The organism is Naasia sp. (genome assembly GCF_025465545.1).
In the GTDB taxonomy this organism is placed as follows: domain Bacteria; phylum Actinomycetota; class Actinomycetes; order Actinomycetales; family Microbacteriaceae; genus Naasia.
The window spans coordinates 19,311-42,868 of sequence record NZ_JAODMK010000021.1 but is presented as its reverse complement, the minus strand read 5'-3'; the positions used below and the strand labels follow the sequence as shown (position 1 = coordinate 42,868).

Here is a 23,558-nt window from a genome sequence, read left to right as displayed (position 1 = left end):
GGAAAGGGCGGCCCGCCGCCCCGGGCGGGCCGAGAAGGGCCCGATGGAGGCGCATCGCGCCCACCGGGGCGTGCGTGCCACGATGAAGGCATGACCTTCCTCGCCGCGGACGACCGCTACGACTCCCTGCCCTACCGACGGACCGGCCGCAGCGGCCTGCAGCTGCCGGCGGTCTCGCTCGGCCTCTGGCAGAACTTCGGGGGCACCGTCCCGATGGAGACGCAGGCCGCGATCCTGCGCCGGGCGTTCGACCTCGGCGTGACCCACATCGACCTGGCCAACAACTACGGTCCGCCCTACGGCAGCGCGGAGGAGAACTTCGGGGAGCACCTGCGGCGCGACTTCCGCCCTTACCGGGACGAGCTCGTGATCTCGACGAAGGCCGGGTATCACATGTGGCCCGGCCCGTACGGAGATCAGGGGTCCCGCAAGTACCTGCTCGCGAGCCTCGACCAGTCCCTCGAGCGCATGGGGCTGGACTACGTGGACATCTTCTACTCGCACCGGGCCGACCCGGACACTCCCCTCGAGGAGACGATGGGCGCGCTGCACACCGCGGTGGTGTCGGGGAAGGCGCTCTACGCGGGCATCTCGTCCTACTCGCCGGAGCGCACCCGTGAGGCCGCGCGGATCCTCGCCGACCTCGGCACCCCGCTGCTCATCTCACAGCCGTCCTACTCGATGTTCAACCGCTGGGTGGAGGAGGGGCTCCTCGCCACGCTCGGCGAACTGGGCGTGGGCTGCATCGCGTTCTCGCCGCTCGCCCAGGGCCTGCTGACGGACCGCTACCTCCAGGGCATCCCGAAGGACTCCCGCGCGGCTCAGAAGGGCTCGATGCAGGAGGAGATGATCAACGACGAGACGCTGTCCGGCATCCGGGCCCTGTCCGAGATCGCCGCGGGTCGCGGCCAGACCCTCGCCCAGCTCGCCATCTCCTGGGTGCTCCGGGACCCCGTGGTCACCTCGGCGCTCGTGGGCGCCTCGTCCGTCCAGCAGCTGGAGGCCAACCTGGCGGCGACGCAGAACCTCGACTTCTCCGCGGAGGAGCTCGCCGCGATCGACGAGCATGCCGTCGACAAGGGGATCAACCTGTGGAGCACGTCGAGCGACGTCCGCTGACGATGGTCTCCCGCCCGCACTCCACTCCCCGGGTGGAACGGCGCCGCGCCCGGCTCCTCCCGCGCGGCGTGCTGCGTCTCGACCGCGCGGCGGCGGACGCCATCAACGGCGGGACCGGCAGCGCCGCGATGGACGGCGCCTTCGCGGCGCTGTCCCGTGCCGCGGACCGGGGACGGCTCTGGTTCGCCGCGGCGGCCGTGCTGGCGCTCCTCGGGCGGCGCCGTGCGGCACTGCGGGGTGTGCTCTCGCTCACCGTGGCCAGCATCCTGGCGAACCTGGTCGGCAAGCGCGTCTTCGGTGGGGATCGGCCGCTCACGAGCAGCATCCCGGTGGGCCGCCGGCTGCGCCGGCCGCCGTCCTCCCTGTCGTTCCCTTCCGGCCACACCGCGAGCGCCGCCGCGTTCGCGGTCGGGGTGGCGCTCGAGTCGCCACGAGCGGGCGCCCTGCTGGCGCCTGCCGCCGCGGCCGTCGCATACTCCCGCCTGCACACCGGGGTGCACTGGCTCTCCGACGTGGTGGGCGGTGCCGCGCTCGGCGCCGGGGTGGCCCTGGTGGGGGGCGCGCTCGGTTCCGGCTCGCTCTTGCCCTCCCGGGCGATCGGGCGCCCTGGCCTCCGGATCGACCTCCCCGAGAGCGATGACGGGCGAGGGGTGCTTCTCCTCGTCAACGGCAGCGCCGGGCGGCACGTGAGTCGCCGGGATCCGCTGCGCATCATCTCCCGCCGGCTGCCCGGAGCCACAGTGCGCTTCCTCGGCCGGGATTCTCCGGAGCAGGTCGTTCGCCGGGCGCTGGCCGGCTCTCGGCCGCCCCGGATCCTCGGCGTGTGCGGGGGAGACGGCACGGTGTCCGCGACCGCCGCGGTCGCCCGCAGCACCGGACTGCCCCTGCTCGTGCTGCCCGGAGGCACGTTCAACCACTTCGCCCGCGCGGCGGGCGCGTCCTCGCTGGATCGGGCGATCGACGCGCTGCAGGCCGGACAAGGCCTCCGGGTCGACGTCGCGGACCTGCGGATCGACGGGGGCGAGCCGACGACCGTCCTCAACGCGGTCGGCGTCGGCATCTACCCGGACTTCGTGGACGTGCGGCAGCGGTTCGAGGACGGCTGGACCAAGTGGGGCGCATCCGTGATCGCCGCGGCACGGATCGGCCGGTCGGCCGACCCCGTTCCGGTCACGGTGGAACACCACACGCGGATGGCCTGGTCCGTGTTCGTCGCGGTCGACCGCAACTCGCCGCGGCTCGTCTCGACCCTGCAGCGCCGAGGGCTGGACGACGGAGTGCTGGATGTCCGCATCCTCGACGGAGCGACGGCGCGTCTGCGGGCGGTCGCCTCGCTCACCTTCGGCAAGCGGATCAGCGCGGTGCTCCGGGCCGTGCATCTCGCGCCGTCGTCCGCACGCGTTGACGCATTCACGGCGCCGTCGGTCCGGGTGCGGGTCGGGATGCGGCGCGGCGCCCCGCCGCCGGTCACCCACGACGGCGAACTGATGCGGGTTCGTCCCCGCGGCAGCGACGGCTACGAGGTCGAGGTCCGGATCGTTCCCCAGGGACTCGACGTCTACAGTCCGGGAGTTGGCGCATAGGGCCTGCGACGATTCGGGTCAGCTCGCGGAGTCGACGCCCATCACGCCCGAGGATGCCGGGGACGTTGCCCTGCCACGGGACGGCCGTCGCTCTCGCGGTCCGCCGCGCCGGCCGTGTCGCTGTCCCGGGATGCCGATCCGTCGGGCAACTCCTAGCTCACGCACAGCCCGTTCGATGGTTGCGTCCGAACTTTCCGGATCACGCGAGCGGATTTCAAGGGGTATCACGCAACCCGCGATCGGTGAAAGGCTCAACCTCGTCATCAAGCTTCACGAAAGGGAGACACGACAATGAACTTCATCGCCTTTCTGATCCTCGGCCTCATCGCCGGCGCGATCGCGAAACTGATCCTGCCCGGTCGGCAGGGTGGGGGATGGCTTGCCACGCTCGTCCTCGGAGTGATCGGCGCCCTCCTCGGCGGGTTCCTCGGCAACGTCCTCTTCGGAATCGACATGAGCGAGTTCTGGTCGATCTCCAGCTGGCTGCTCGCGATCGCCGGTGCGATCATCGTGCTGCTGATCTGGGGCCTCATCACGAACCGCCGGGGCAGCGCCCGTCGGGCATAACGCCTCCTGAACCCCAGAGGGAAGGCCCCGGACCGACGGTCCGGGGCCTTCTCCCTGTCCGGGCGTCGCCTCTCCCCGGTGGGAAGTCCCGCCCGCGCCGATCAGCGCTCGCGCTTGTCGAGCTCCTGGTAGACGATGTCGAGCAGCTCGGCCGCTCGGCGATTGAGCCGCCGGGACTCGTCGAGGTCGGCGTCCAGGCGATGGATCTCGCTTCGCAGTGCTTCCAGGCTCGCCTCGAGCTCCTGCACCCGTGACGAGAGGGACTCCACGGTCGGCGCCTGCGCCGCCTCGGTGAAGGCCGCCTCGAAGTCGTTCAGCTCCTCGAATCCGTTGCCGGCGTCGCTCAGGTTCTTCACCATCTCGCTCCCTTCACCAGCAGGCGGATCCTCGTCGATCCGTCCTCGTCCTCGCACCCTAGCTGGAGATCCGAGATCTCCAGGCCGCTGGCCTCCACCCTCGCCTCGAAGGCCGACCAGTCGACCGGCCGGTAGTACTTCCAGCGCACGTTCCGCGTCGGCCCTCGCGTCTCCAGCTCGAGATGCGCCGACGTGCCCGGTCGGCGCAGCAGATGCGACAGCAGCTGGAAGGTGATGTCCCAGCCGGCCGGCGCGAGCGCGTCGAAGAAGGAGCGCGCGTAGACCTGAAGCGGCCCGTCCAGATCGGCACAAGCCCGCCGAAGCGCGACGGCCGCCCGGATCGAGTAGAGGTTGACGGCCTCGAAGCGCAGTCGCGCGTCCGCGGGCGCGGCGGCTCGGGCGTGCGCGACTGCGGAGCGGCTGTAGTCGACGGCCAGCACCGTGTGCCCCAGCTCTGCCAGGTGCCGCGCGTCCATTCCGAGCCCCGAGCCGAGCTCGAGCACCGTGGAGGCGTGCGGCAGCAGCTCTCCGGCCGCGCGGGCGAAGGCCGACGCCTCGGCGGGGCCGGCCGCGATGTCCTCCCGATGCCGCTGCTCCCAGTTCTCGCGGTCCATGTTGAGGTCGCCGAGCCAGGGCTTGTAGCGGCGGAGGGCCGCGGGTGGGGTGCTGAACGCGAACGCCGGGTCGGGAGTGCGCCAGTCCGTGCCGTAGATGGCCTCGAGGAGGGCGGCCGGGTCTGCGGGCGCCAGGAGGGGGCGGCCGTTCACCGCCAGCAGCTGCAGGGGAAGGATCGGCACCCGTTCGGCCGGCTGTCGGACATGGAAGGTGCCGTAGAACCACCCTTCGGTGACGAAGTAGCTGAAGATGTCGATATAGAACCGGTCGGAGACGCTGCGGCCGGGGAACATCAGCTGAAGGTGGCCGGTGGAGAGGCGGAAGATCTCGTAGCCCCGGGCGAGCAGCGCCCTCTCCATCGCATAGCTCTCGAGCGCGACGTCGGACGGATTGTCGTGCGTGCTGAGGTAGGCGAGGTCCGCATCGTCGTCCGAGGGCATGATCCTGCCGTCCCGCACCGGACCGAGCAGCGTTCCCCCGGTGATGAACAGATCGATGCCGAGGTCCGCGCGCACGGCCGCCATGACGTCCTCCGCCGCGTCGAGCACCTCGGTGATCAGCGACTCGTCCGCCCCGACGAAGGAGGGCGCCAGCATCTCCCACTTGTTGAGGATGAGGGGGGCCCTCGTGAACGGCTGCTCGAGCACCAGCTCGACGTCGGTGTCATCGAAACGGACCAGGGCCTCGGTCACCACCTCGCCGTCGACCTGCAGCCCGAGCGGCGCCCAGCCGACCAGCCGCTCCGTGAGCGCGCCCGGCCACCGCACCCGGAACGACCCGTTCTCGTCAGGCTGGGGCAGGTGGAACGACCAGATGCGCCGTCCGGCAAGCAGCAGCGACACCGTCGAGCCGGGCTCGACCGCGACTCCGCTGATGCAGAGCGTGCGCGTGTCCGCGGTCAGCGTAGGCGTCATGGATTCCTGTGCGGCTCGGTCGGTGTGGACGGGGGAGGAGGACAGCAAATCACGGACCCCACCGGCCCTTCCAATCCAGCCGGCCCGATTGACGGCGGTGCCACCGCTGGCGTAGGAAAGCCTGGTGAGCTCGCCAAACCCGGGTCAGATGAGGCCGCGGAGGAGCTCCTCGGGGCTGCGGCCCTCGGCTCGGGCCCGGATCAGCAGGCGCGAGTACTCCTCATCGCTGAGCGACAGCGTGACCTCCCGCAGGACGGGCTCGTCGAGGTCGAACAGGGACGCGGCGGCGGTCGCCGGCGCCGTCTCACGTGGAACGGTCACCCGGATCGGGGAGGAGGACGCCCCACCGAAGCCCGGCCCGGCCGGGACCTCGAGATTCCGCTGGTAGGCCTCCGCCGCGGCCCGTGCCCGCACGTCCGCGGCCTCGTTGAGCACGTGCCCCACGTGACCCTTGACCCACTCGAAGCGGTACTGGCGCCCCGCGATCGCCTCGTCCAACTCCTGCAGCAGGTCGAGGTTCATCACCGGCTTGCCGTCGCCCTTGCGCCAGCCCTTCTTCTTCCAGCCGGGCATCCACTTGGTCACCGAGTTGATGACGTACTGGCTGTCGCAGAGGACGAGCAGGTCCTCGCCCAGGTGCGCGGTGGACCGGAACAGCTCGAGCACGGCCTTCAGCTCACCCATGTTGTTGGTGCCGTGCTTCCAGCCGCCGGCAGCCCAGCGATCGTCGTCGATGTACCAGGCCCAGCCTGCCGGTCCGGGATTGCCGAGGGCGGAGCCGTCTGCGGCAGCGGTGATCGTCACCCGACCATCGTTTCACCCCGCGCCGACGAGAGCCGCAACCGACCGGCCAAACCGCAACCGCGTGCCGTCGCAGCTTGGCCGGACGGATGCGCGCGTGGGCACGGGGCGGCATCGCAGCTCGGACGGCCCCTTCCGATGATTCGTCGGCGATGTGATGCTCGTGCGACGCTGGCGACCGATGAGCGGGTCCCCGTCCGGGTTCTGGCGCGACCACCGACGGCGATCGGGGCGGTCTTCCGCGATGCCATGCCCCATCGGGTGACGTTCCACGCACTCTTCAGCGCGGTGGCCCACTGCCTCTGCCTCGCGGTCCGCATCGGCGCCCGTCGCGTGCAGGCCGCCCCTCGCCTGCTCCCGCGGAGTGGGCGCACAGCGAAAGGCCCCGCCGGAGCGGGGCCTTTCCTACTGTCTCAACCAGTGTGTCCGAGGGGGGACTTGAACCCCCACGCCCTATACGGGCACTAGCACCTCAAGCTAGCGCGTCTGCCATTTCCGCCACCCGGACAAGGTGAGGCGACCAGGATCGCCGAGGGAAGACACTACCAGATCGCGCGAGGCCGACCGGGCACGCGGCCCGGGTAGCGTGGAGCCATGACGGACACCTCCGCACCCGGTTCCAGCGGCGAGGACGGCCTGCCCGAGGTGGCCGCGATCGCCCGCGATCTGATCCGGATCAATACCGTCAACTGGGGCGAAGGCCGCAGCGAAGGCGAGGGCGAGGCCGCCGAATACCTCGAGGCTCGGCTCACCGGCATGGGGCTCGCGCCGCGGCTGTTCGAGTCCGAGCCTGGCCGGGTATCGGTGGTGACCCGCATCGACGGGGCCGACCCGGGGAAGCCGGCGCTCGTGCTGCACGGCCACACCGACGTGGTGCCGGCCGATCCGGCCAGGTGGTCCGTCGACCCGTTCGGCGGCGAGGTGCGGGACGGGATGCTGTGGGGCCGCGGCGCCGTGGACATGAAGGACATGGACGCCATGATGCTCACCGCGCTGGGCGACGTCCTCGCGTCGGGGCGCCGGCCCGCCCGCGACATCGTGCTCGGCTTCTTCGCCGACGAGGAGGCCGGCGGGCTGCTGGGCGCGCACTGGCTGGTGGACAACCACCCCGAGCTCTTCGCGGGCGCCACGGAGGCCGTCAGCGAGGTGGGCGGCTACTCGGTGACCTTCGGCGGGCAGCGGTCCTACCTGCTGCAGACCGGGGAGAAGGCCCTCCTCTGGATCCGGCTGACGGCGCGCTCGCCCTCCGCGCACGGCTCCCGGCTCATCACCGACAACTCCGTGACCCGGATCGCCGAGGCGGTCGTCGCGCTGGGCCGCCGCGACTGGCCCATCCGGCTCACCCCCACCACGGAGCGCCTGCTCGAGGAGATCGCGCGCATCCTGGGTGTGGACCCGGCCCAGTCCGGTCCCGACGAACTCGTGCTCGCCACCGGCAGCGCGTCCGGCTTCCTGCTCGCCACGCTGCGCACCACGTCAAACCCGACGCTGCTGACCGGTGGCTACAAGCACAACGTGATCCCGGAAGAGGCCTCCGCTCTCATCGACATCCGCTGCCTGCCCGGCGAGGAGCAGCAGACGCTCGCCGAGGTGCGCGAGCTCGTGGGGGAGGACATCGAGGTCCAGATCGTGCACACCGATGTGGGGCTCGAGACCCCGTTCGCCGGTCCGCTCGTCGACAGCATGGTCCGCCTCCTCGGGCGGCACGACCCGGAGGCCACGGTCCTGCCGTACCTGATGTCCGGCGGCACCGACAACAAGGCGATGAGCCGCCTCGGCATCACGGGCTACGGGTTCGCGCCCCTCCGGCTCCCCGAGGCGCTCGACTTCCCGTCGATGTTCCACGGCGTCGACGAGCGCGTGCCGATCGCCGCGCTCGAGTTCGGCAAGGCGGTCCTGACGGACCTGCTCCTGGAGTACTGACGCCCCCGTTCGGAGGCGGCGCCGGATACTCGCGCCCCCGAACGAGACGCTCCGGCGTCGCGGAGAGGCGCAGAAGCGGACACCGGCTAGTCTCCGCGGGCAGGGGGCGGAACCGTCGCCCCTGCTCTCTCGAAGAGGACCCTCTTGCTCTCCCGCCTGCTCCGCCCCGCCTTCCGCGCCTGGTACACCCGGGTCATTCCGACCTTCGAGGCGATCCCCACGCCGGTCGACGAGCCGACGGCGACGGCGAGCGGACGGGGCGAGGACCGCATCCTGATCGTCGGCAGCGGCCCCGCGGCGGGCTGGGGGGTGCGCAGCCATGACCTGGCCCTGCCGGGACAGCTGGCGCGGGAGCTCGCCGCCAGGACGGGCCACGGCACCCGGGTGGACGTGGTGGCGACCCGCTCCATGACCATCGCCGACGCCGTGCCCGCGCTCGAGGGACGCCCGCTCGCCACTTACCGGACGATCGTGGTGGTGCTGGGCATCTCGGACGCCATGACGCTGCTTCCCGAGGGGCGCTGGCGCTCGCGAATGCAGGGACTGGCCGCATTCCTGCACGACTCCGCGCCCGATGCGCAGATCGTCCTCGCCGGCGTGCCGCCCATCGCCTCCATCCCCGTGTACGGACACCTCCTCGGCCGGATCGCGAACAGGCACGCAGTGCGACTGAACGCCATCACGCGCGCGACCTGCCTGCGCCGGGCGCACCTGACCTTCGCCCCCCTGGGCCGACCCACCCCGCAGGGAGAGAGCCGCCATCGGGGGCCGGAGGAGTACCGGCAGTGGGCGCGGGAGCTTGCGGCGGCGATGGTCCCGAAGCTCCGCGGGGCAGCGGCGGAGGCACCCCGCGGACGCGGCGACGAGGACCGTGCTGATCGCGCGCTCGAGCAGCGGGAATCGCTCGCCGGCGCGCCCGCTCCCGGAGTCGACCGGGTGCTGTCCCTCGCCCGATCGCTGTTCTCGGCCGACCTCGCGGCTGTGGCACTCGTGAGCCGGGACCGGGTCTGGTTCCCGCACCGCTCGGGCGAGTGGGCGGTGGAATCCCTGCCCAGGCAGCTCTCGGTGTGCACTCACACGGTGCGGGCCAAGGAAGCCTTCGTCATCGGCGACCTGTCCACGCACGAGCTCTTCGCCGGGAACGAGACGCTGGCGCGCGCCGGCGTGCGCTTCTACGCCGGCTACCCGCTGGAGACACCGGATGGGCACCCGATGGGCGCGCTCTGCGTGCTGGGGAGGAACCCCCGCCCCGCTGACAGCATCAACAGGGCCCTGCTCCGGGACGTCGCGCTGCTGGCCCAGCGCGAGCTGTGGAAGATCTCCCGCGAGGCGGCGGAGAGCGCTCTCCCGCTCAGCGGACCTCGGGGGTCGTGATCGCGCTCGGGGCCATGCGCGCCGCGACGGCCGTGTATGCCTCGTTGAGGGTCGGGAAGGGTCCCAGCCGGGCGTAGCCGATGGCGTTCGGATAGCTCGTGTACCCCGCACGCTCCTTGCGGATGATCGCGAGCGCCCCCTCGCCGCGGCGCTTGTTGCCCTCCGAGATCACGAGCCACTCCGAGTCGTCGGCGCAGCGGGCCAGCGACAGCACGTCGTGCACCTCACCTGCCGGATGATGCATGGCGATGAGGGCGCTCGCCAGATGCTTCGCCCGCCGGATGGCGGCGGCGTCGCCCTCGATCGCCGAGATGATGGCGCCCTTCAGCAGGATGTGGCAGGAGAGCGCGAAGTCGTCGGGCTGCCGGAGCCCGGCCTCGGCGGCGAGCGTCGCGATCATCTTGCGCACGCGCTCGACGTGCACGAGGGAGCCGGCACCGGTCTTGCTGAACCGCCCCGCCTCGGCGAGCACCGTGAACAGCTCCGCCGCCTTGAAGTCACTGCGACCGAACCACTCCTCGTATGCGTCGAAGAGGGCCAGCAGCCGCTCCTCCGCCGAGGAGTCCGGCGCAAGCGTGCCGGTGCTCTGCATCTCCGCGGCCCAGCGGTGTCCCTGATGCTCCATCGCTGCGAGCAGGAGGGTCCGCTTGTCCGGGAACCGGTCCTCGATGTCGGCCAGGGTGGCTCCCGCGGCGGCCGCCAGCTCCTCCAGATCGGTTCCGGCGAGGCCGTGGCGCCCGATCCACTCGTACGCCGTCTCCAGAATCCGTTCGCGCAGGTCGACGGTCTGGGGCGTTGAGAGAAGGGTCATTCCGGGGACCCTACTCAGCCTCGGAGCTGACGCGCCAGTCGGCGTACCCCGTGGTCCTCGGGCGCCTCGACGGTAGATCCCGATGCCGCAATCCGCGAAGGACCGCGCTTCACACACTCGTACGACGTCTTTTCCGCGGCCGGGGCCGTCCCCCTCGTGCACCCCGACTGGGGCGGAAGTGGGGCGCGCTCCGCGCCGGCGACACGCGGAGGGCCGCCCGGCTGCCCGGGCGGCCCTCCGACGCTTCAGGACGAGATGTCCTGGAGCAGGTCGCCGACCTTCTCCAGCGGCAGGTTGCGCGCGAGGTCGGCCTGGCTGAGCATGCCGACCAGCTCGTGCCCGTCGATCACCGGGAGCCGGCGGACCTGGTACTCCTGCATCGTCCGCAGCGCCTCGTCGAGGTCGTCGTCGGCGCCGATCGTCACCGGCTTGCCCTCGGCGAAGGAGCCGGCCGTCGCAGTCGTCGGGTCGCCGCCCTCCGCGAGGCACTTGATCACGATGTCCCGGTCGGTGAGCACGCCCTTGAGCCTGCCGTCCTCACCGCAGATGGGCAGGGCGCCGACGTCCAGGTCGCGCATCTTCTGCGCCGCCGTGACAAGGGTGTCGTTCTCACCGACGCATTCGGCGCCGGCCGTCATGATGTCCCGTGCAGTAGTCATCGAATTCCTCCTAGGGTCCCGGGCCGCAGGAGGTCGCGCGACCCGCGCTGGGCGCGAAGCTACGCCGGGGCGACCCGTGCCTCAAGGGGTTGCGGACGCCTCCGCCCCGTGATGCTGACCCGAACCCGTCGCCGGGCTGGGTACCCTGGACGACGGCAGGGGACCTCCTGCTTCGCGAACCCAGGAGTCCACCGTGCACTTCCTCGAGGCGCTCCTGCTCGGCTTCGTGCAGGGCCTGACCGAGTTCCTGCCCATCTCCTCGAGCGCGCACCTGCGCATCGTCGGCGAGTTCCTGCCCGGGGCCCAGGACCCGGGCGCCGCGTTCACCGCGATCACCCAGCTGGGCACCGAGACCGCGGTGCTGGTCTTCTTCCGGCGGGACATCGTGCGCATCGTCTCGCGCTGGTTCCGCTCGATCGTCGGCTCACGCGACCTCAGCGGCGCGGTCCGCGTGCCCCGCAGCGATCCCGACGCGCGGATGGGCTGGCTGATCATCCTCGGATCGGTGCCGATCGTGATCCTCGGGCTGCTGTTCCAGGACGCGATCGAGACCACCCTCCGCTCGCTCTGGGTGGTGGCGATCATGCTGATCGCGTTCGGCCTGCTGCTCGGCATCGCCGACCGGGTGGGCGCGAAGTCGCGGCCCCTCGACCACCTGACGGTCCCGCACGGCATCGTCTACGGGCTCGCCCAGGCGCTGGCGCTGATCCCCGGCGTCTCGCGGTCGGGCGGCACGATCACCGCTGGCCTGTTCCTCGGCTACACCCGGGCCGCCGCGGCCCGCTACTCCTTCCTCCTCGCGCTGCCGGCGGTCTTCGGCAGCGGGCTGTACCAGCTCTACAAGACCGTCAAGGACCCGTGCACCGCGGCCGCGGCGGCGGGCTGCACGCCGGAGGTGTTCGGCCCGCTCGAGACGGCTCTCGCGACCCTCGTGGCCTTCGGGGTCGGCCTCGCGGTGATCGCGTTCTTCCTCCGCTACGTCTCGAGGCGCTCCTTCCTTCCCTTCGTGATCTACCGGGTCGTTCTCGGGGCTCTGCTGATCGTGCTCCTCAGCACGGGAGTCCTCGCCGCATAGCTCCGGTGGCAGGATGGGCGCGACGGGCGCGACGGGCGCCAGACGCCGGACGACTTCCGCCGCGAAGGAGAGCGCCATGAGCGAGGAGACCCCGAACGTGCGCCTGGATCCCGCCAAGCAGCGCTTCGTGCTGGAGGTGGACGGCGAGTACGCCGGACTCGCGCAGTTCGTGGAGCGGGGCGACGCCTGGGTGTTCACCCACACCGTGGTCGATGACCGGTTCGAGGGACGCGGGTTCGCCAGCCGCCTGGTCCGTGCGGCGCTCGACGGCGCCCGGGACGCCGGCCGGCGCATCGTGCCGATCTGCCCCTTCGTGAGCGCCTACCTGGGCAAGCACGACGACTGGGCCGACCTCGTCGATCAGCCCTCCGACGAGCTGCACACGAGCCTGCTCGACTGACCGCCTACCGGCGCGCGGCCGGACCGGGACGCTCCTGGCTCACTGCGAGCCGGGGCCGGCGGCGTAGCCGTCCCGGCCCTCACGCCCGTCGCCGCGACGGCGCAGGTAGCGCTCGAACTCCTTCGCGATCGCCTCTCCGCTCGCGTCGGGCGAGTCAACGGTGTCCCGTGCCTGCTCGAGCTGCTCGATGTAGGCCGCCATGTCCTCGTCCTCGCCGGCGATGGCGTCGATTCCGGACTCCCAGGCCGTCGACTCCTCCTCGAGGTCGCCGTGCGGGATCGGGATGTCCAGGATCTCCTCGAGCCGCCGCAGCAGAGCGAGGGTCGCCTTGGGGGATGGCGCGTTGTGCACGTAGTGCGGCACCGACGCCCAGATCGACACGCTGGGGATGCCGACGACCTCGGCCACATCGGCGAGCACGGACAGGATTCCCACCGGTCCCTCGTAGGAGCTGCGCTCCAGCTCCAGCTGGTCCCGGAGCTCCGCGCTCTCGCTGGAGGCGAAGATCGAGATCGGGCGGGTGTGCGGCACATCGGCGAGCATCGCGCCGAGCAGCACGATGCCGGTCACGTCCGCCACGAGCGCGGCGTCGAGCACCTCCGCGGCGAAGCTCTTCCAGCTCCGGGACGGCTCGCTGCCGACCATCACATAGACGTTCGCGATGCGCTGCAGGGAGGGGCCTTCGGTCTCCGGCGCGACGCCCGCGGGAAGCGGGTCGGGATCCGGCGAGGGACCGAAGACCGTGGCCGCCGGCCAGCGCAGGCGGCGCCGTCCCTCGTCGTCGACATAGACGACGGGACGGGTGAACTGGTAGTCGAAGTACTGCTCAGGGTCCACCTCGTGGATGGGCACCAGACCGAGGGAGTCCTTGAGCACGCTCGCGGCCCCGGAGGCTGCCTCGCCCGCATCGTTCCAGCCCTCGAACGCGACGACGAGGATCCGCCCGTCGCTGAACCGCCGCTCCTCAGCCACGTGACCTGCCCTTCCGCCCGCGCGCGGGCTCCTCCCAGGATAGGTGCGCCCTTCCCGGACATGGGCCGCGCGGGCCGCCGTTCGCCCTCAGCCGATCCCTGGGGACCGTCGCCCGTCGACCGGGCCGCGCGTCGCCTTCCGTAGACTCTCCCGTTGTGACTGCCGATCTGCCCGCCGCCGTCCTGTTCGACATGGACGGCACGCTCGTCGACACGGAGCCGTACTGGCACGAGGCCCAGGTGGAGCTCGTGACGAGCTTCGGCGGCAGCTGGACCGCGGAGGAGGGGCTCGCCCTCGTGGGCACCAGCCTGCTGCTCTCCGCCGAGATGCTCCGCCGGCGGGGCATCCCCTGGGAGTCGCAGCGGATCATCGACCACCTCACCGATCGCGTGCTCGATCGGGTTCGTGAGGACGTGCCGTGGCGCCCGGGAGCGCGCGAGCTGCTCCGCGAGCTGAAGGGCGCCGGGGTCCCGACCGCCCTCGTCACCATGTCGATCGGCCGGATGGCCCGCGAGATCGCCGCCGCCGTGCCTGAGCCCGGCGAGGGCGCCGCGTTCGACATCGTGGTCTCCGCGGACGACGTGACGCATCCGAAGCCGCACCCGGAGGCGTACCTTCGGGCCGCGGAACTGCTCGGCGTCGAGCCGGCGCGCTGCGTGGCGATCGAGGACTCTCCGCCCGGACTCGCCGCCGCCGTCGCGTCCGGCGCTGCGGCCGTCGGCGTTCCGCACGTCGTCGACCTGGCCGGCGGAAGCGGCTACACGGTGTGGCCGACGCTGGAGGGGCGCTCTCTCGGTGACCTGGCGAGCCTGCTCCGACGGGCACGCGGCTCCGAGTTCGCGTCATGACCGCCGCGTTCTCGGGACCCTTCCGAGTGGGGGACCGGGTGCAGCTCACCGGCCCCAAGGGCCGGCTCAACACCATCACCCTCGCTCCCGGCGCGCAGTTCCACTCGCACCGCGGGGTGCTCGAGCACGACGCCCTGATCGGGCTTCCGGACGGCTCGGTCGTGGCCGCGACCGGGGGAGTCGAGTACCTCGCGCTGCGCCCGCTGCTGCAGGACTTCGTCATGTCCATGCCGCGCGGCGCCGCGATCATCTACCCCAAGGACGCCGCGCAGATCCTGGCCAAGGCCGACATCTTTCCCGGCGCCCGCGTGGTGGAGGCCGGCGTGGGCAGCGGCGCGCTCAGCCTCTGGCTGCTGCGGGCCCTGGGCCCGGCAGGCAGCCTCACCTCCTTCGAGCGCCGCGCGGAGTTCGCCGACGTCGCCGAGGGCAACGTGGTCGGCTTCCTCGGCGAGCGTCCCGGCAACTGGAACGTCGTGACCGGCGACCTCGTCGAGGTCCTCCCGCAGGCCGTCGAGCCGGGAACCGTGGACCGTGTCGTGCTCGACATGCTTGCTCCCTGGGAGTGCGTGGACGTGGTGGCCGACGCCCTCACGCCCGGGGGAGTGCTGCTCTGCTACGTGGCGACCGTCACCCAGCTCTCCCGGGTCGCGGAGGCTCTCCGCGACAGCGGCGGCTTCACGTCCCCCGACTCGAGCGAGACATTCGTGCGCGGCTGGCACATCGAAGGACTCGCGGTCCGGCCCGACCATCGGATGGTGGGACACACCGGGTTCCTGATCAGCGCCCGCCGGCTCGCCCCCGGCGCGGTGCTGCCTGAGGTGCGGCGTCGCGCGTCCAAGACGGAGTTCACCGACGAGGACGTCGAGCTGTGGACGCCGGGAGCCCTCGGCGAGCGCAGCTCGAGCGCCAAATCGCTGAGGCGCAGGGTGCGCGAGGCCAAGGCCGGTGCCGCGGCCTCCCTTGCCCGGGAGAGCTCGCCGGATGCGTCCGTCCCCGGCCCGGAGCCCGACGAACGTTAGACTGATCCGCGGCCGATCCCGGCCCCCGGCACCCCTGGACGGCTTCTCCAACATGAACAGACGACTCCGCCGCGTCGGCTCCGCCGCGCTCGTGGCCTCGGCCCTTCTCGGTGCCCTCTCCGGCTGCTACGTCGGCCCCGCCCGGACCGGCTGCACTCCCGGCGCCACCGCAGGCAGCGCCTCCGACGCCGTCGAGGCGACCGGCGACCTGCTGAGCCCTCCCACCGTCTCCTTCCCGTCGCCGCTGCGCCCGACGAGAACCGAGGTCAGCACCCTGATCCAGGGCAAGGGCGACCCGATCCGCGACGACCAGTACGTCGCCGGGTTCCTCACGATCCTCAACGGCTCGACCGGCGAGGTGCTGGACCACTCCGACTACGCAGGCACCCCCGCATCCTTCGTCATCGACCGGCTGCCCATCAAGGGCCTCACGAAGGGCCTCGCCTGTGCGGAGGTCGGCAGCCGAGTTGCGGTCGTGATGCCCGGCAAGGACGCGTTCACCGACGACACCCGCCCTGCGGCCCTCTCGCCCGAGGATTCGCTCGTGGTCGTCGTCGACTTCGAGAACGCCTATCTCGCCCGGGCCCAGGGCACCGCCCAGCTCGCCCAGCCCGGCTTCCCCTCGGTCGTGCTCGCGCCCGACGGCCGGCCGGGCATCACGATGATCAAGGCGGATCCGCCCAAGAAGCTTCGGGTCTCCACGCTCATCGCCGGCGGCGGCGCGAAGGTGAAGGAGGGGGACCAGGTCCTCGTCAACTACACCGGAGTGCTGTGGGACGGCGGCACCGTGTTCGACTCCAGCTGGGAGAAGGGGGCACCGGTCCCCATCACCGTGACGGAGGGCCAAGCCATTCCTGGGCTCCTGGCCGCCATCAAGGGCGCGAAGGTCGGCTCGCAGGTCGAGGTCATCGTCCCGCCCGACCAGGGCTACGGCGACCAGGCGTCTGGCGCGATCCCCGCCGGCGCCACGCTGGTGTTCGTCATCGACATCCTCGGGATCGTCGGGTAGCACTGCCGTGGCAGCCGGAGCGGTGCCCGTCGAGGAGCGGCTGTTCAGCCTCGTCCTCGCTCTCGTGGCGACCGACCACGGGCTGACGAAGGCCGAGATCCTCTCCAGCGTCCAGGGCTACCGGCATCGCTACGTCGTCCGGGGCGACAACGCGAGCCTCGAGCGGCAGTTCGAGCGCGACAAGGACGACATCCGGGACCTCGGCGTGCCGCTCGAGACGATCGAGCAGGCGACGGAGGCGGGGAACAACCAGAACCTCCGCTACCGCATCCCCAAGGGCGCCTACGACCTTCCGCCCGACGTCACCTTCACGCCGGAGGAGACGACCCTGCTGAACCTCGCCGCCGAGGTCTGGCGGGAGGGCTCCCTCTCCAGCGAGTCGCACCGGGCACTGCTGAAGCTGCGGTCGCTCGGCATCGAGGTGGACGGGCCGATGATCGGCTATGCGCCTCGCGTGCGGGTGCGCGAGGCGGCCTTCGAGCCGCTGCGCTCGGCGATCGACCGCAACCTCGTGGTGACCTTCGCCTATCTCAAGCCGGGTGAGCGCGCGGCCGTGGTCCGCACCGTCGAGCCGCTGGCACTCGTCAAGCACGAGGGCCGCTGGCACGTGGCCACCCTCGATCGCGACCGCGCCGCCCCGCGCACCTTCCTGCTCAGCAGGATCGTCGGTCCGGTGACGCCCACCCGAACGACCTTCTCGCCCCCCGAGGGCGACAGCGCCGCCGCGGCGGTGCAGGAGCTCGACCGGGTGCTGGCGACGAACGTCGCGCGGATCCGTGTGCGGCCCGACTCGGACGCGGATTCCCGGCTGCGCAGGCAGGCTCTCGAGCCGTCCGCCGACACCGACCTCCGCGTCAACTACCTCGACGCGAACCTGATGGCCGACGAGCTCGCGTCCTACGGTCCCGAAGTCGTGGTGCTCGAGCCGTCGGCACTCCGTGCCGCCGTGATCGACCGGCTCCGCCAGGTCGCCGCCTCGCACACGGGGACGGACCGATGAGCGCCCGGCCGCTGCAGGCCCAGGACAAGCTCGCCTTCCTGCTCTCCCTCGTCCCGTACCTCATCGACCACGACGGGGTCTCTGTGGCGGCGGCGGCCGCCCAGTTCGGCGTCTCGGAGCAGGAGATGCGCACCGCGGTCGAGCTGATCGCCGTGTCGGGGATCCCGGGCGGCAGCGGGCAGTACCAGCATGGCGACCTGTTCGACATCGACTGGGACGAGTTCGAGGAGAACGGGCGGATCATCCTCACCCACTCCGTCGCGATCGACGAGGCGCCGCGGTTCTCGGCCCGGGAGGCGGCCGCACTCATCGCGGGGCTGCAGTACCTCTCCGCGCTGCCCGAGAACGGGGACCGCGCGGCGCTCGCGTCGCTCACGGCGAAGCTCGCACGGGGGGCCTCCTCGGCTCCCAGCCCCGTCGCCGTCTCGGTCCGCGGCATCGAGGACGCCCTCGCCCCGCTCCGGGACGCCGTGGTGCGGCACGTCCAGGTGGAGTTCGACTACCGCGACGCGCAGGGCGAGACGGAGCACCGGACGGTGGACCCGCTGCGCCTCGACTCGGACGATGAGAGCTGGTACCTCCGCGGCTGGGACCACCTGCGCGAAGCCGTTCGCACCTTCCGGCTCGACCGGATGAGCGGGATCGCCGTGAGCGACCGTGCGGTGACCCCGGCGTCGGGCGAGGTGACACTGCCCGATGTGCTCTTCGAGACCTCGTCCACCGACCTCACCGTCGTGGTGGAGGTGGCGGAGGCGGCGCTTCCGCTGCTCGGCGACTACCTGCCCGAGGGGACCAGGACCCAGCCCGGTCGCGGGCCCGGCCTGGTGCAGGCGACCATGCGGGTCGGCCACTACGCGGGGCTCAAGCGCCTCGTCGCGCGGCTCGCCGGCATGGTGACGGTCCTGGCGCCCGACGACGCGCGAGCCGCGGTCGCCGACTGGGCCCGCGCGGGTCTCGCGGAGTACGGCGAGAGCACGGAAGAGGGCTCCCTCTAGACTCGGCTCATGCCGTGGTGGTCCTGGGTCCTGATCTGGGCACTCCTCGTGCTGGGCCTGCTGGGCATGCTGGCCCTCTTCGCCCTCTGGCTCTTCCGCAAGGCGCGAACCGGCTTCGCCGCGCTCTCCGAACTGGGCGACAAGGTCGCCGCACTGGAGGCGGCGAGCGAGGAGGTGGCTCGGCAGCCCTTCCGGGCCGCGGTTCTCGCGCCGTACGACGAGGTGCGCGAACGGCACCGGCTGCGCGCCGACCTCCGAGCAGACCGGAAGCGTTCGCGCCGGGAACGCCGACTCGCGCGGGGTAAACTCCTGACAACCGCCGACCTGAGACAAAGGACCTTCAATGTTGGGCAACGCGTTCGGATGGCCGCACCTGATCGTCATCCTCGTGATCGTGCTGTTGCTGTTCGGCGCTCCTAAGCTGCCCGGGCTGGCAAAGAGCCTCGGCCAGTCGATGAAGATCTTCAAGGCCGAGATCAAGAGCGACGCCCCTGCCGAGGCCGACGCACCGAAGACCCCCATCGTCTACACCGAGGAGCCGCCGGCCGTCGACGCCGCTCCCCGGGGCGCCTCGGGGCTTCCGCCGAAGCAGTAGCGGCGTGGCCCGCGTCAATCGCGGCACCGGCGCGGAACGGCGGATGTCGCTGGGGGAGCACCTCCTCGAGCTGCGCCGCCGGCTCTTCCTGTCGGCCGTCGCCGTGATCCTCGGCATGATCGCCGGCTACTTCCTGTCGGACTGGGTGTGGGACGCGCTCCGCGCGCCCATGGACCTGGTGGCGCAGCGTCACAACGCGAGCATCAACTACACCAACATCACCCAGGCCTTCGACCTCAAGCTGCGGATCGCGTTCACGGTCGGCATCGTGCTGTCCGCCCCCGTGTGGCTGTACCAGCTGTGGGCGTTCATCGTGCCAGGGCTCTCCCGGCGTGAGAAGCAGTACGGCTTCGGGTTCTTCTTCGCGGCCGTGCCGCTGTTCTTCGCGGGCTGCGCCGCGGGCTGGTACGTGTGGCCGCACATCGTGGAGCTGATGGTGGGCTTCGCGCCCGTCGAGGACTCGGTCTTCCTCGTCGCGAGCGACTACCTCGACTTCGTGCTCAAGCTGATCCTCGTCGTCGGCGTGGCCTTCGTGCTGCCCGTCTTCCTCGTGCTGCTCAACTTCGCGGGCATCCTGCAGGCGGCCACGATCCTGCGCAGCTGGCGGCTGGCGATCCTCGCGATCACCCTGTTCACCGCGATCGCCACTCCTGCCGCGGATCTCGTGTCGATGTTCTTCCTCGCCATCCCCATGGTGCTGCTCTACCTGGCGGCCGCCGGCGTCGCGTGGCTGCACGACCGCAGGGCCGCCAAGCGCGCCGACGTGCTGGCCGCCGAGTACGCCGCCTGACGCACACGGAGGAAAGGTCCCTCGATGAGCACCGAACTGACGCCGGCCGAACGCTTCGCCGCCTCCCGCCAGAAGCGCCGCTACCCCGCGCTCGACGCGTTCGAGGCGGCGCAGAGCTTCGACCTGGACCCGTTCCAGGTGCGTTCCTGCGAATCCCTCGAGGACGGCAGGGGGGTCCTGGTCGCCGCCCCCACGGGGGCGGGCAAGACGATCGTCGCGGAGTTCGCGGTGTACCTGGCGATGCAGGAGCCATCGGCCAAGGTGTTCTACACGGCCCCCATCAAGGCGCTGTCCAACCAGAAGTACAACGAGCTGGTCGAGACCTACGGCGAGGAGAACGTCGGACTCCTCACCGGTGACACCAACATCAACTCGCGCGCCCGGGTGGTCGTGATGACCACCGAGGTGCTCCGCAACATGCTCTATGCGGACTCCGACCTGCTCCGCGACCTCGCCTTCGTGGTGATGGACGAGGTGCACTACCTCGCCGACCGCTTCCGCGGCCCGGTCTGGGAGGAGGTCATCATCCATCTGCCGCAGGGCATCCGGCTGGTGTCGCTGAGCGCCACCGTGTCGAACGCCGAGGAGTTCGGCGACTGGCTGCAGGCCGTTCGGGGCGACACCGACGTGATCGTCTCCGAGGACCGCCCGGTGCCGCTGCAGCAGCACGTGCTCGTCCGCAGCAAGCTGGTCGACCTGTTCGACTCGTCCGGGCTCGCCTCCACCAACCGGGTGAACCCGGAGCTCGCGCAGCTCGCCCGGTACGGCGGCCGGATGCAGGGCACCCGAGGCGCTCCCGACCACCGGCACCGTGGCAGCCGGCCCGATATGGGGCGCATGGAGCGCTCCGACATCATCGCCCTGCTCGACGAGCGCAACCTGCTGCCGGCCATCTTCTTCATCTTCAGCCGCGCCGGCTGCGACGCCGCCGTCCGGCAGACCCTGCGCGGGGGTGCGAGCCTCACCGAGACCTGGGAGCGCGAGGAGATCCGTGCCATCGTCAACGACCGGTGCCGCACCCTGCGTGACGAGGATCTCGCCGTCCTCGGCTACTGGGAGTGGATGGAGGGACTCGAGCGGGGCGTCGCGGCCCACCATGCCGGCCTCCTGCCCGCATTCAAGGAGGTGGTGGAGGAGCTCTTCCAGCGGAAGCTGGTGAAGGTCGTGTTCGCCACCGAGACCCTCGCCCTCGGCATCAACATGCCCGCGCGCACCGTGGTGCTCGAGAAGCTGGAGAAGTTCAACGGCGAAGCGCGGGTGCCGATCACCCCGGGGGAGTACACGCAGCTGACCGGGCGCGCCGGGCGCCGCGGGATCGACGTGGAGGGCCACTCGGTCATCCAGTGGGTGGACGGGATGGAGCCCCAGGCGGTGGCGTCCCTCGCCTCCCGTCGCAGCTACCCCCTCAACTCGAGCTTCCGCCCCACCTACAACATGGCGGTCAACCTCATCGAGCAGTTCGGCCGGGACCGGACCCGCGACATCCTCGAATCGAGCTTCGCGCAGTTCCAGGCGGACCGGGCCGTCGTCGACCTCGCCCGCAAGGTCCGCCAGCAGGAGGAGTCGCTCGCCGGCTACGAGGCGGCGATGAAGGATGAGACCGGCCAGACCGGCGACTTCGCCGAGTACGCGTCCATCCGGCGGGAGATCAGCGACCTGGAGAAGAGCAACGCACAGAACGGCGGACGGAGCCGGGCGCAGCAGGAGAAGCAGCAGCGGCGCCTCGCCGACCTGCGCCGCAAGCTCAAGGCGCACCCGGGCCACGCCTCGCCCCGGCGTGAGGAGCTGTCCCGCTGGGCGGAGCGGTGGTGGCGGCTCAAGCGCCAGACCGATCAGCTGCGCCAGCAGATCGCGACCAGGACGGGCGCGGTCGCCAAGGTGTTCGACCGGGTCACCGACGTGCTCCTGGAGGAGGGCTACCTCAAGCGCGACGCGGACGGTCAGATCGTGCTCACCGGCAGCGGGACGATGCTCAAGCGGATCTACGGGGAGCGGGACCTCCTCGTCGCGGAGTCCCTGCGCCGGGGAGTGTGGAACGACCTCGACCCTGCGTCCTTCGCTGCTCTCGCCACGACCCTCGTCTTCGAGCCACGCCGGGAGGAGGAGCCCGCCGCGGAGCGGTTCTTCCCCCGTGGGCCGTTCCGCGTCTCGCTGGAGCGCCTCCAGGAGATCTGGGCGCGCCTCGACGACGTGGAGCGCGAGCACAAGCTGCCCGGGTCGAATCCGCCCTCCACCGGGCTCGTCATCGCCATGCACAAGTGGGCGAGAGGCGGCCCGCTCGACCAGGTGCTGCGGGATGCGGACCTGCAGGCGGGGGACTTCGTGCGCTGGTCGAAGCAGACCATCGACGTGCTCGACCAGATCTCGATCGTCGCGGACGGACGCCAAGCGCGCACCGCACGGCAGGCACTCGACGCGATCCGGCGGGGCATCGTGGCGTACTCCAGTGTCAGCTGACGCCGAGGCGCCCACGCGTCCGGCGCGGGTGCAGCGGACCCGCGCCGCTGGTGTGCGGCCGGCGCCGGCCCACCGCACCCGCGCGGTCGTGCCGCTCTGGGGCGCCCTGCTGCTCGCCGTGCTCTCGGGCCTGCTGCTCGACGGCGCCTTCCCGGACACCGGGATCTGGCCGCTCGTCTTCGTCGGGGTCGGCACCGTGCTCGTCGCCCTGCGCGGCCGGCGGGCGTGGGCGGCGTTCCTCGTCGGCCTCGTGTTCGGGCTCACCTTCTACCTCGTGCACATCCAGTGGGCCACGCTGTTCCTCGGGGTCCTGCCGTGGCTCGCGCTCTCGAGCCTCCAGTCGCTGTTCGTCGCCGCGGGCAGCGTGCTGATCTCACTCGCCTACCGGATCGTGCCCGCCGCCTGGCCCTCTGTCGCCGCTCGCTTCGGCCTGCTTCCCCTCGCGATCGCCGGGCTGTGGACTGCGAGGGAGGCGATCAGCGCCGTCTGGCCGTACGGCGGGTTCTCCTGGGGCCGCATCGCGATGTCGCAGTCGGAGAGCCCGTTCGCCGACCTCTTCCCGTGGCTCGGCATCTCCGGAGTCGGCTTCGTGCTCGCCTGGCTGACCGCGCTCGCCCTCGAGGCCTGGTTCTGGCGCCCCCGAGCGACGGGGCCGGGCCCGCGCCGGACCGTCGTATCCCCGGGGCGCAGGGGGGCGCTGCAGCGGGCACTGGTGGTCGCCGTCGCCACAGCCGCCGTCCTTGCGGTGCCCGGCTGGCGCACGGCGGACGCCGGCACGCTCACCGTCGCCGCCATCCAGGGCAACACGCGCTCCGCGTACTTCGACCAGCGCGGCTACCAGGGCGAGATCCTCGACGGGCACGTGTCGGCGACCCTGCCGGTCCTCGGCGAGGACATCGACGTGCTGCTCTGGCCGGAGGGGGCGAGCGACCTGGACCCGCTCGAGTCCGCTCGGGCGGCCGAGGAGCTCGACATCGTCGCGGCCGCGGTGCACGCGCCCCTCATCACCGGCGCGATCACCACCCGGAACGGCAAGTTCTACAACTCGTCCCTGCTCTGGGAGTCCGGGAAGGGCGCGATCGACATCTTCGACAAGCGGCACCCCGTGCCGTTCGGCGAGTACGTGCCCGAGCGCAAGTTCTTCGAGCCGCTCGCACCCGACCTGATCGGGCTGATCGAGCGCGAGTACACGGCCGGCACGAACGACTCGGTGTTCGATCTCGGGACCGCGCTCGTCGGCGTCAACATCTGCTTCGACATCGTGGACGACCAGCTGATGACGGAGACCGTGCAGAACGGCGCCCAGGCCATCTTCGCGCAGAGCAACAACGCCGACTTCGGGCGCACCGACGAGAGCGTGCAGCAGCTGGCCATCGCGCGGATCCGCGCCCTCGAGACCGGACGCACCGTGGTGAACATCTCGACGGTCGGCACGAGCGCCGTGATCGCCCCGGAAGGCGCGACCCTCGACACCCTGCCGACCTACACGGCGGGGGCGATGATCGACGCGATCCCCCTGCGGAACGGGCTGACCCCTGCCGTGCTCGCCGGACGGCAGTTCGAGCTCCTGGTGTCGGGCTTCGGCCTGGCGGCGCTGAGCGTCGCCGCGCTCACCGGTCCGCGGCGCCGGCGACGCTGACCCGCCCACTTCTGTCGCTGTTTCCGGCCGAAATGCG

Annotated in this window: 23 protein-coding genes and 1 tRNA gene; 17 read left to right on the top strand and 7 right to left on the bottom strand. The window is 71.4% G+C overall.

What is annotated here, in order from left to right; all coding sequences use genetic code 11:
* Window positions 1–90: 90 nt before the first annotated feature.
* The 3 genes from mgrA (at window position 91) to JWR33_RS06625 (ending at window position 3,269) form a co-directional block, all read left to right on the top strand.
* Window positions 91–1,119 (top strand): L-glyceraldehyde 3-phosphate reductase, encoded by a 1,029-nt coding sequence (mgrA, locus tag JWR33_RS06635; RefSeq protein WP_297410426.1) that lies wholly within the window; start codon window positions 91–93, stop codon window positions 1,117–1,119.
* Window positions 1,092–2,702, top strand: coding sequence for a bifunctional phosphatase PAP2/diacylglycerol kinase family protein (locus JWR33_RS06630; protein ID WP_297410425.1), 1,611 nt, complete (start codon window positions 1,092–1,094; stop codon window positions 2,700–2,702). Before mgrA ends, JWR33_RS06630 begins: the two co-directional genes overlap by 28 nt.
* Before the next feature lie 291 nt (window positions 2,703–2,993).
* Window positions 2,994–3,269, top strand: a complete 276-nt coding sequence (locus JWR33_RS06625) for a GlsB/YeaQ/YmgE family stress response membrane protein (RefSeq protein ID WP_297410424.1) — start codon at window positions 2,994–2,996, stop codon at window positions 3,267–3,269.
* Window positions 3,270–3,370: 101 nt separating this feature from the next.
* Here the strand turns inward: JWR33_RS06625 and JWR33_RS06620 are convergent, their stop codons facing one another.
* The 4 genes from JWR33_RS06620 to JWR33_RS06605 form a co-directional block, all read right to left on the bottom strand.
* The gene (locus tag JWR33_RS06620; protein WP_297410423.1) at window positions 3,371–3,628 is read right to left on the bottom strand and encodes a DUF6752 domain-containing protein; all 258 of its coding nucleotides are present in this window, start codon (window positions 3,626–3,628) and stop codon (window positions 3,371–3,373) included.
* Complete coding sequence (locus JWR33_RS06615) at window positions 3,622–5,154, bottom strand: methyltransferase domain-containing protein (protein WP_297410422.1); 1,533 nt, start codon at window positions 5,152–5,154, stop codon at window positions 3,622–3,624. Before JWR33_RS06615 ends, JWR33_RS06620 begins: the two co-directional genes overlap by 7 nt.
* Before the next feature lie 144 nt (window positions 5,155–5,298).
* Complete coding sequence (locus tag JWR33_RS06610) at window positions 5,299–5,958, bottom strand: ribonuclease H (protein WP_297410420.1); 660 nt, start codon at window positions 5,956–5,958, stop codon at window positions 5,299–5,301.
* Between the two features lie 420 nt (window positions 5,959–6,378).
* A tRNA-Leu gene (locus JWR33_RS06605) sits at window positions 6,379–6,463 on the bottom strand.
* Window positions 6,464–6,549: 86 nt separating this feature from the next.
* On the opposite strand from JWR33_RS06605, the gene JWR33_RS06600 reads away from it, so the two are divergent.
* Together JWR33_RS06600 and JWR33_RS06595 are read left to right on the top strand one after the other, a co-directional pair.
* Entirely contained in the window at window positions 6,550–7,878 is a 1,329-nt protein-coding gene (locus JWR33_RS06600; RefSeq protein WP_297410418.1) for a M20/M25/M40 family metallo-hydrolase, read from the top strand.
* A 144-nt stretch (window positions 7,879–8,022) separates the two neighbouring features.
* The gene (locus JWR33_RS06595; RefSeq protein WP_297410416.1) at window positions 8,023–9,252 is read left to right on the top strand and encodes a GAF domain-containing protein; all 1,230 of its coding nucleotides are present in this window, start codon (window positions 8,023–8,025) and stop codon (window positions 9,250–9,252) included.
* Here the strand turns inward: JWR33_RS06595 and JWR33_RS06590 are convergent.
* Window positions 9,230–10,063 (bottom strand): TetR family transcriptional regulator, encoded by an 834-nt coding sequence (locus tag JWR33_RS06590; RefSeq protein ID WP_297410414.1) that lies wholly within the window; start codon window positions 10,061–10,063, stop codon window positions 9,230–9,232. The two genes, JWR33_RS06595 and JWR33_RS06590, sit on opposite strands and share 23 nt — an antisense overlap.
* A 245-nt stretch (window positions 10,064–10,308) precedes the next feature.
* Window positions 10,309–10,722 carry a CBS domain-containing protein gene (locus JWR33_RS06585; protein ID WP_297410412.1) on the bottom strand — a complete coding sequence of 138 codons (414 nt, stop codon included), beginning with the start codon at window positions 10,720–10,722 and terminating at the stop codon, window positions 10,309–10,311.
* A gap of 193 nt (window positions 10,723–10,915) precedes the next feature.
* On the opposite strand from JWR33_RS06585, the gene JWR33_RS06580 reads away from it, so the two are divergent.
* Together JWR33_RS06580 and JWR33_RS06575 are read left to right on the top strand one after the other, a co-directional pair.
* Window positions 10,916–11,797 carry an undecaprenyl-diphosphate phosphatase gene (locus JWR33_RS06580; protein WP_297410410.1) on the top strand — a complete coding sequence of 294 codons (882 nt, stop codon included), beginning with the start codon at window positions 10,916–10,918 and terminating at the stop codon, window positions 11,795–11,797.
* Window positions 11,798–11,873: 76 nt separating this feature from the next.
* Entirely contained in the window at window positions 11,874–12,197 is a 324-nt protein-coding gene (locus JWR33_RS06575; RefSeq protein ID WP_297410407.1) for a GNAT family N-acetyltransferase, read from the top strand.
* 39 nt (window positions 12,198–12,236) lie between these two features.
* On the opposite strand, the gene JWR33_RS06570 is transcribed toward JWR33_RS06575, so the two are convergent.
* A complete protein-coding gene (locus tag JWR33_RS06570) occupies window positions 12,237–13,169 on the bottom strand; it encodes a PAC2 family protein (RefSeq protein ID WP_297410405.1) in 933 nt (310 codons plus the stop codon).
* Between the two features lie 155 nt (window positions 13,170–13,324).
* Between JWR33_RS06570 and JWR33_RS06565 the strand changes: the two genes are divergently transcribed.
* The 10 genes from JWR33_RS06565 to lnt are packed head-to-tail and all read left to right on the top strand — an operon-like array spanning window position 13,325 to window position 23,521.
* Window positions 13,325–14,017 (top strand): HAD family phosphatase, encoded by a 693-nt coding sequence (locus JWR33_RS06565; protein WP_297410404.1) that lies wholly within the window; start codon window positions 13,325–13,327, stop codon window positions 14,015–14,017.
* Window positions 14,014–15,036: a tRNA (adenine-N1)-methyltransferase gene (locus JWR33_RS06560; protein WP_297410402.1), complete on the top strand. Its 1,023-nt coding sequence runs from the start codon at window positions 14,014–14,016 to the stop codon at window positions 15,034–15,036. The genes JWR33_RS06565 and JWR33_RS06560 overlap by 4 nt, the downstream gene beginning before the upstream one ends.
* Window positions 15,037–15,088: 52 nt before the next feature.
* Window positions 15,089–16,045: an FKBP-type peptidyl-prolyl cis-trans isomerase gene (locus tag JWR33_RS06555; protein WP_297410401.1), complete on the top strand. Its 957-nt coding sequence runs from the start codon at window positions 15,089–15,091 to the stop codon at window positions 16,043–16,045.
* A gap of 7 nt (window positions 16,046–16,052) precedes the next feature.
* Window positions 16,053–17,045 carry a WYL domain-containing protein gene (locus JWR33_RS06550; protein ID WP_297410399.1) on the top strand — a complete coding sequence of 331 codons (993 nt, stop codon included), beginning with the start codon at window positions 16,053–16,055 and terminating at the stop codon, window positions 17,043–17,045.
* Window positions 17,042–18,040 (top strand): WYL domain-containing protein, encoded by a 999-nt coding sequence (locus JWR33_RS06545; RefSeq protein ID WP_297410397.1) that lies wholly within the window; start codon window positions 17,042–17,044, stop codon window positions 18,038–18,040. The genes JWR33_RS06550 and JWR33_RS06545 overlap by 4 nt, the downstream gene beginning before the upstream one ends.
* Window positions 18,041–18,049: 9 nt before the next feature.
* Window positions 18,050–18,460: a hypothetical protein gene (locus JWR33_RS06540; RefSeq protein ID WP_297410492.1), complete on the top strand. Its 411-nt coding sequence runs from the start codon at window positions 18,050–18,052 to the stop codon at window positions 18,458–18,460.
* Window positions 18,384–18,635: a twin-arginine translocase TatA/TatE family subunit gene (gene tatA / locus JWR33_RS06535; protein ID WP_297410395.1), complete on the top strand. Its 252-nt coding sequence runs from the start codon at window positions 18,384–18,386 to the stop codon at window positions 18,633–18,635. The genes JWR33_RS06540 and tatA overlap by 77 nt, the downstream gene beginning before the upstream one ends.
* A 43-nt stretch (window positions 18,636–18,678) precedes the next feature.
* A complete protein-coding gene (tatC, locus tag JWR33_RS06530) occupies window positions 18,679–19,425 on the top strand; it encodes a twin-arginine translocase subunit TatC (protein WP_297410490.1) in 747 nt (248 codons plus the stop codon).
* 24 nt (window positions 19,426–19,449) lie between these two features.
* The gene (locus tag JWR33_RS06525; protein WP_297410393.1) at window positions 19,450–21,882 is read left to right on the top strand and encodes a DEAD/DEAH box helicase; all 2,433 of its coding nucleotides are present in this window, start codon (window positions 19,450–19,452) and stop codon (window positions 21,880–21,882) included.
* Window positions 21,872–23,521 (top strand): apolipoprotein N-acyltransferase, encoded by a 1,650-nt coding sequence (gene lnt, locus JWR33_RS06520; protein WP_297410391.1) that lies wholly within the window; start codon window positions 21,872–21,874, stop codon window positions 23,519–23,521. The genes JWR33_RS06525 and lnt overlap by 11 nt, the downstream gene beginning before the upstream one ends.
* Window positions 23,522–23,558 lie beyond the last annotated feature (37 nt).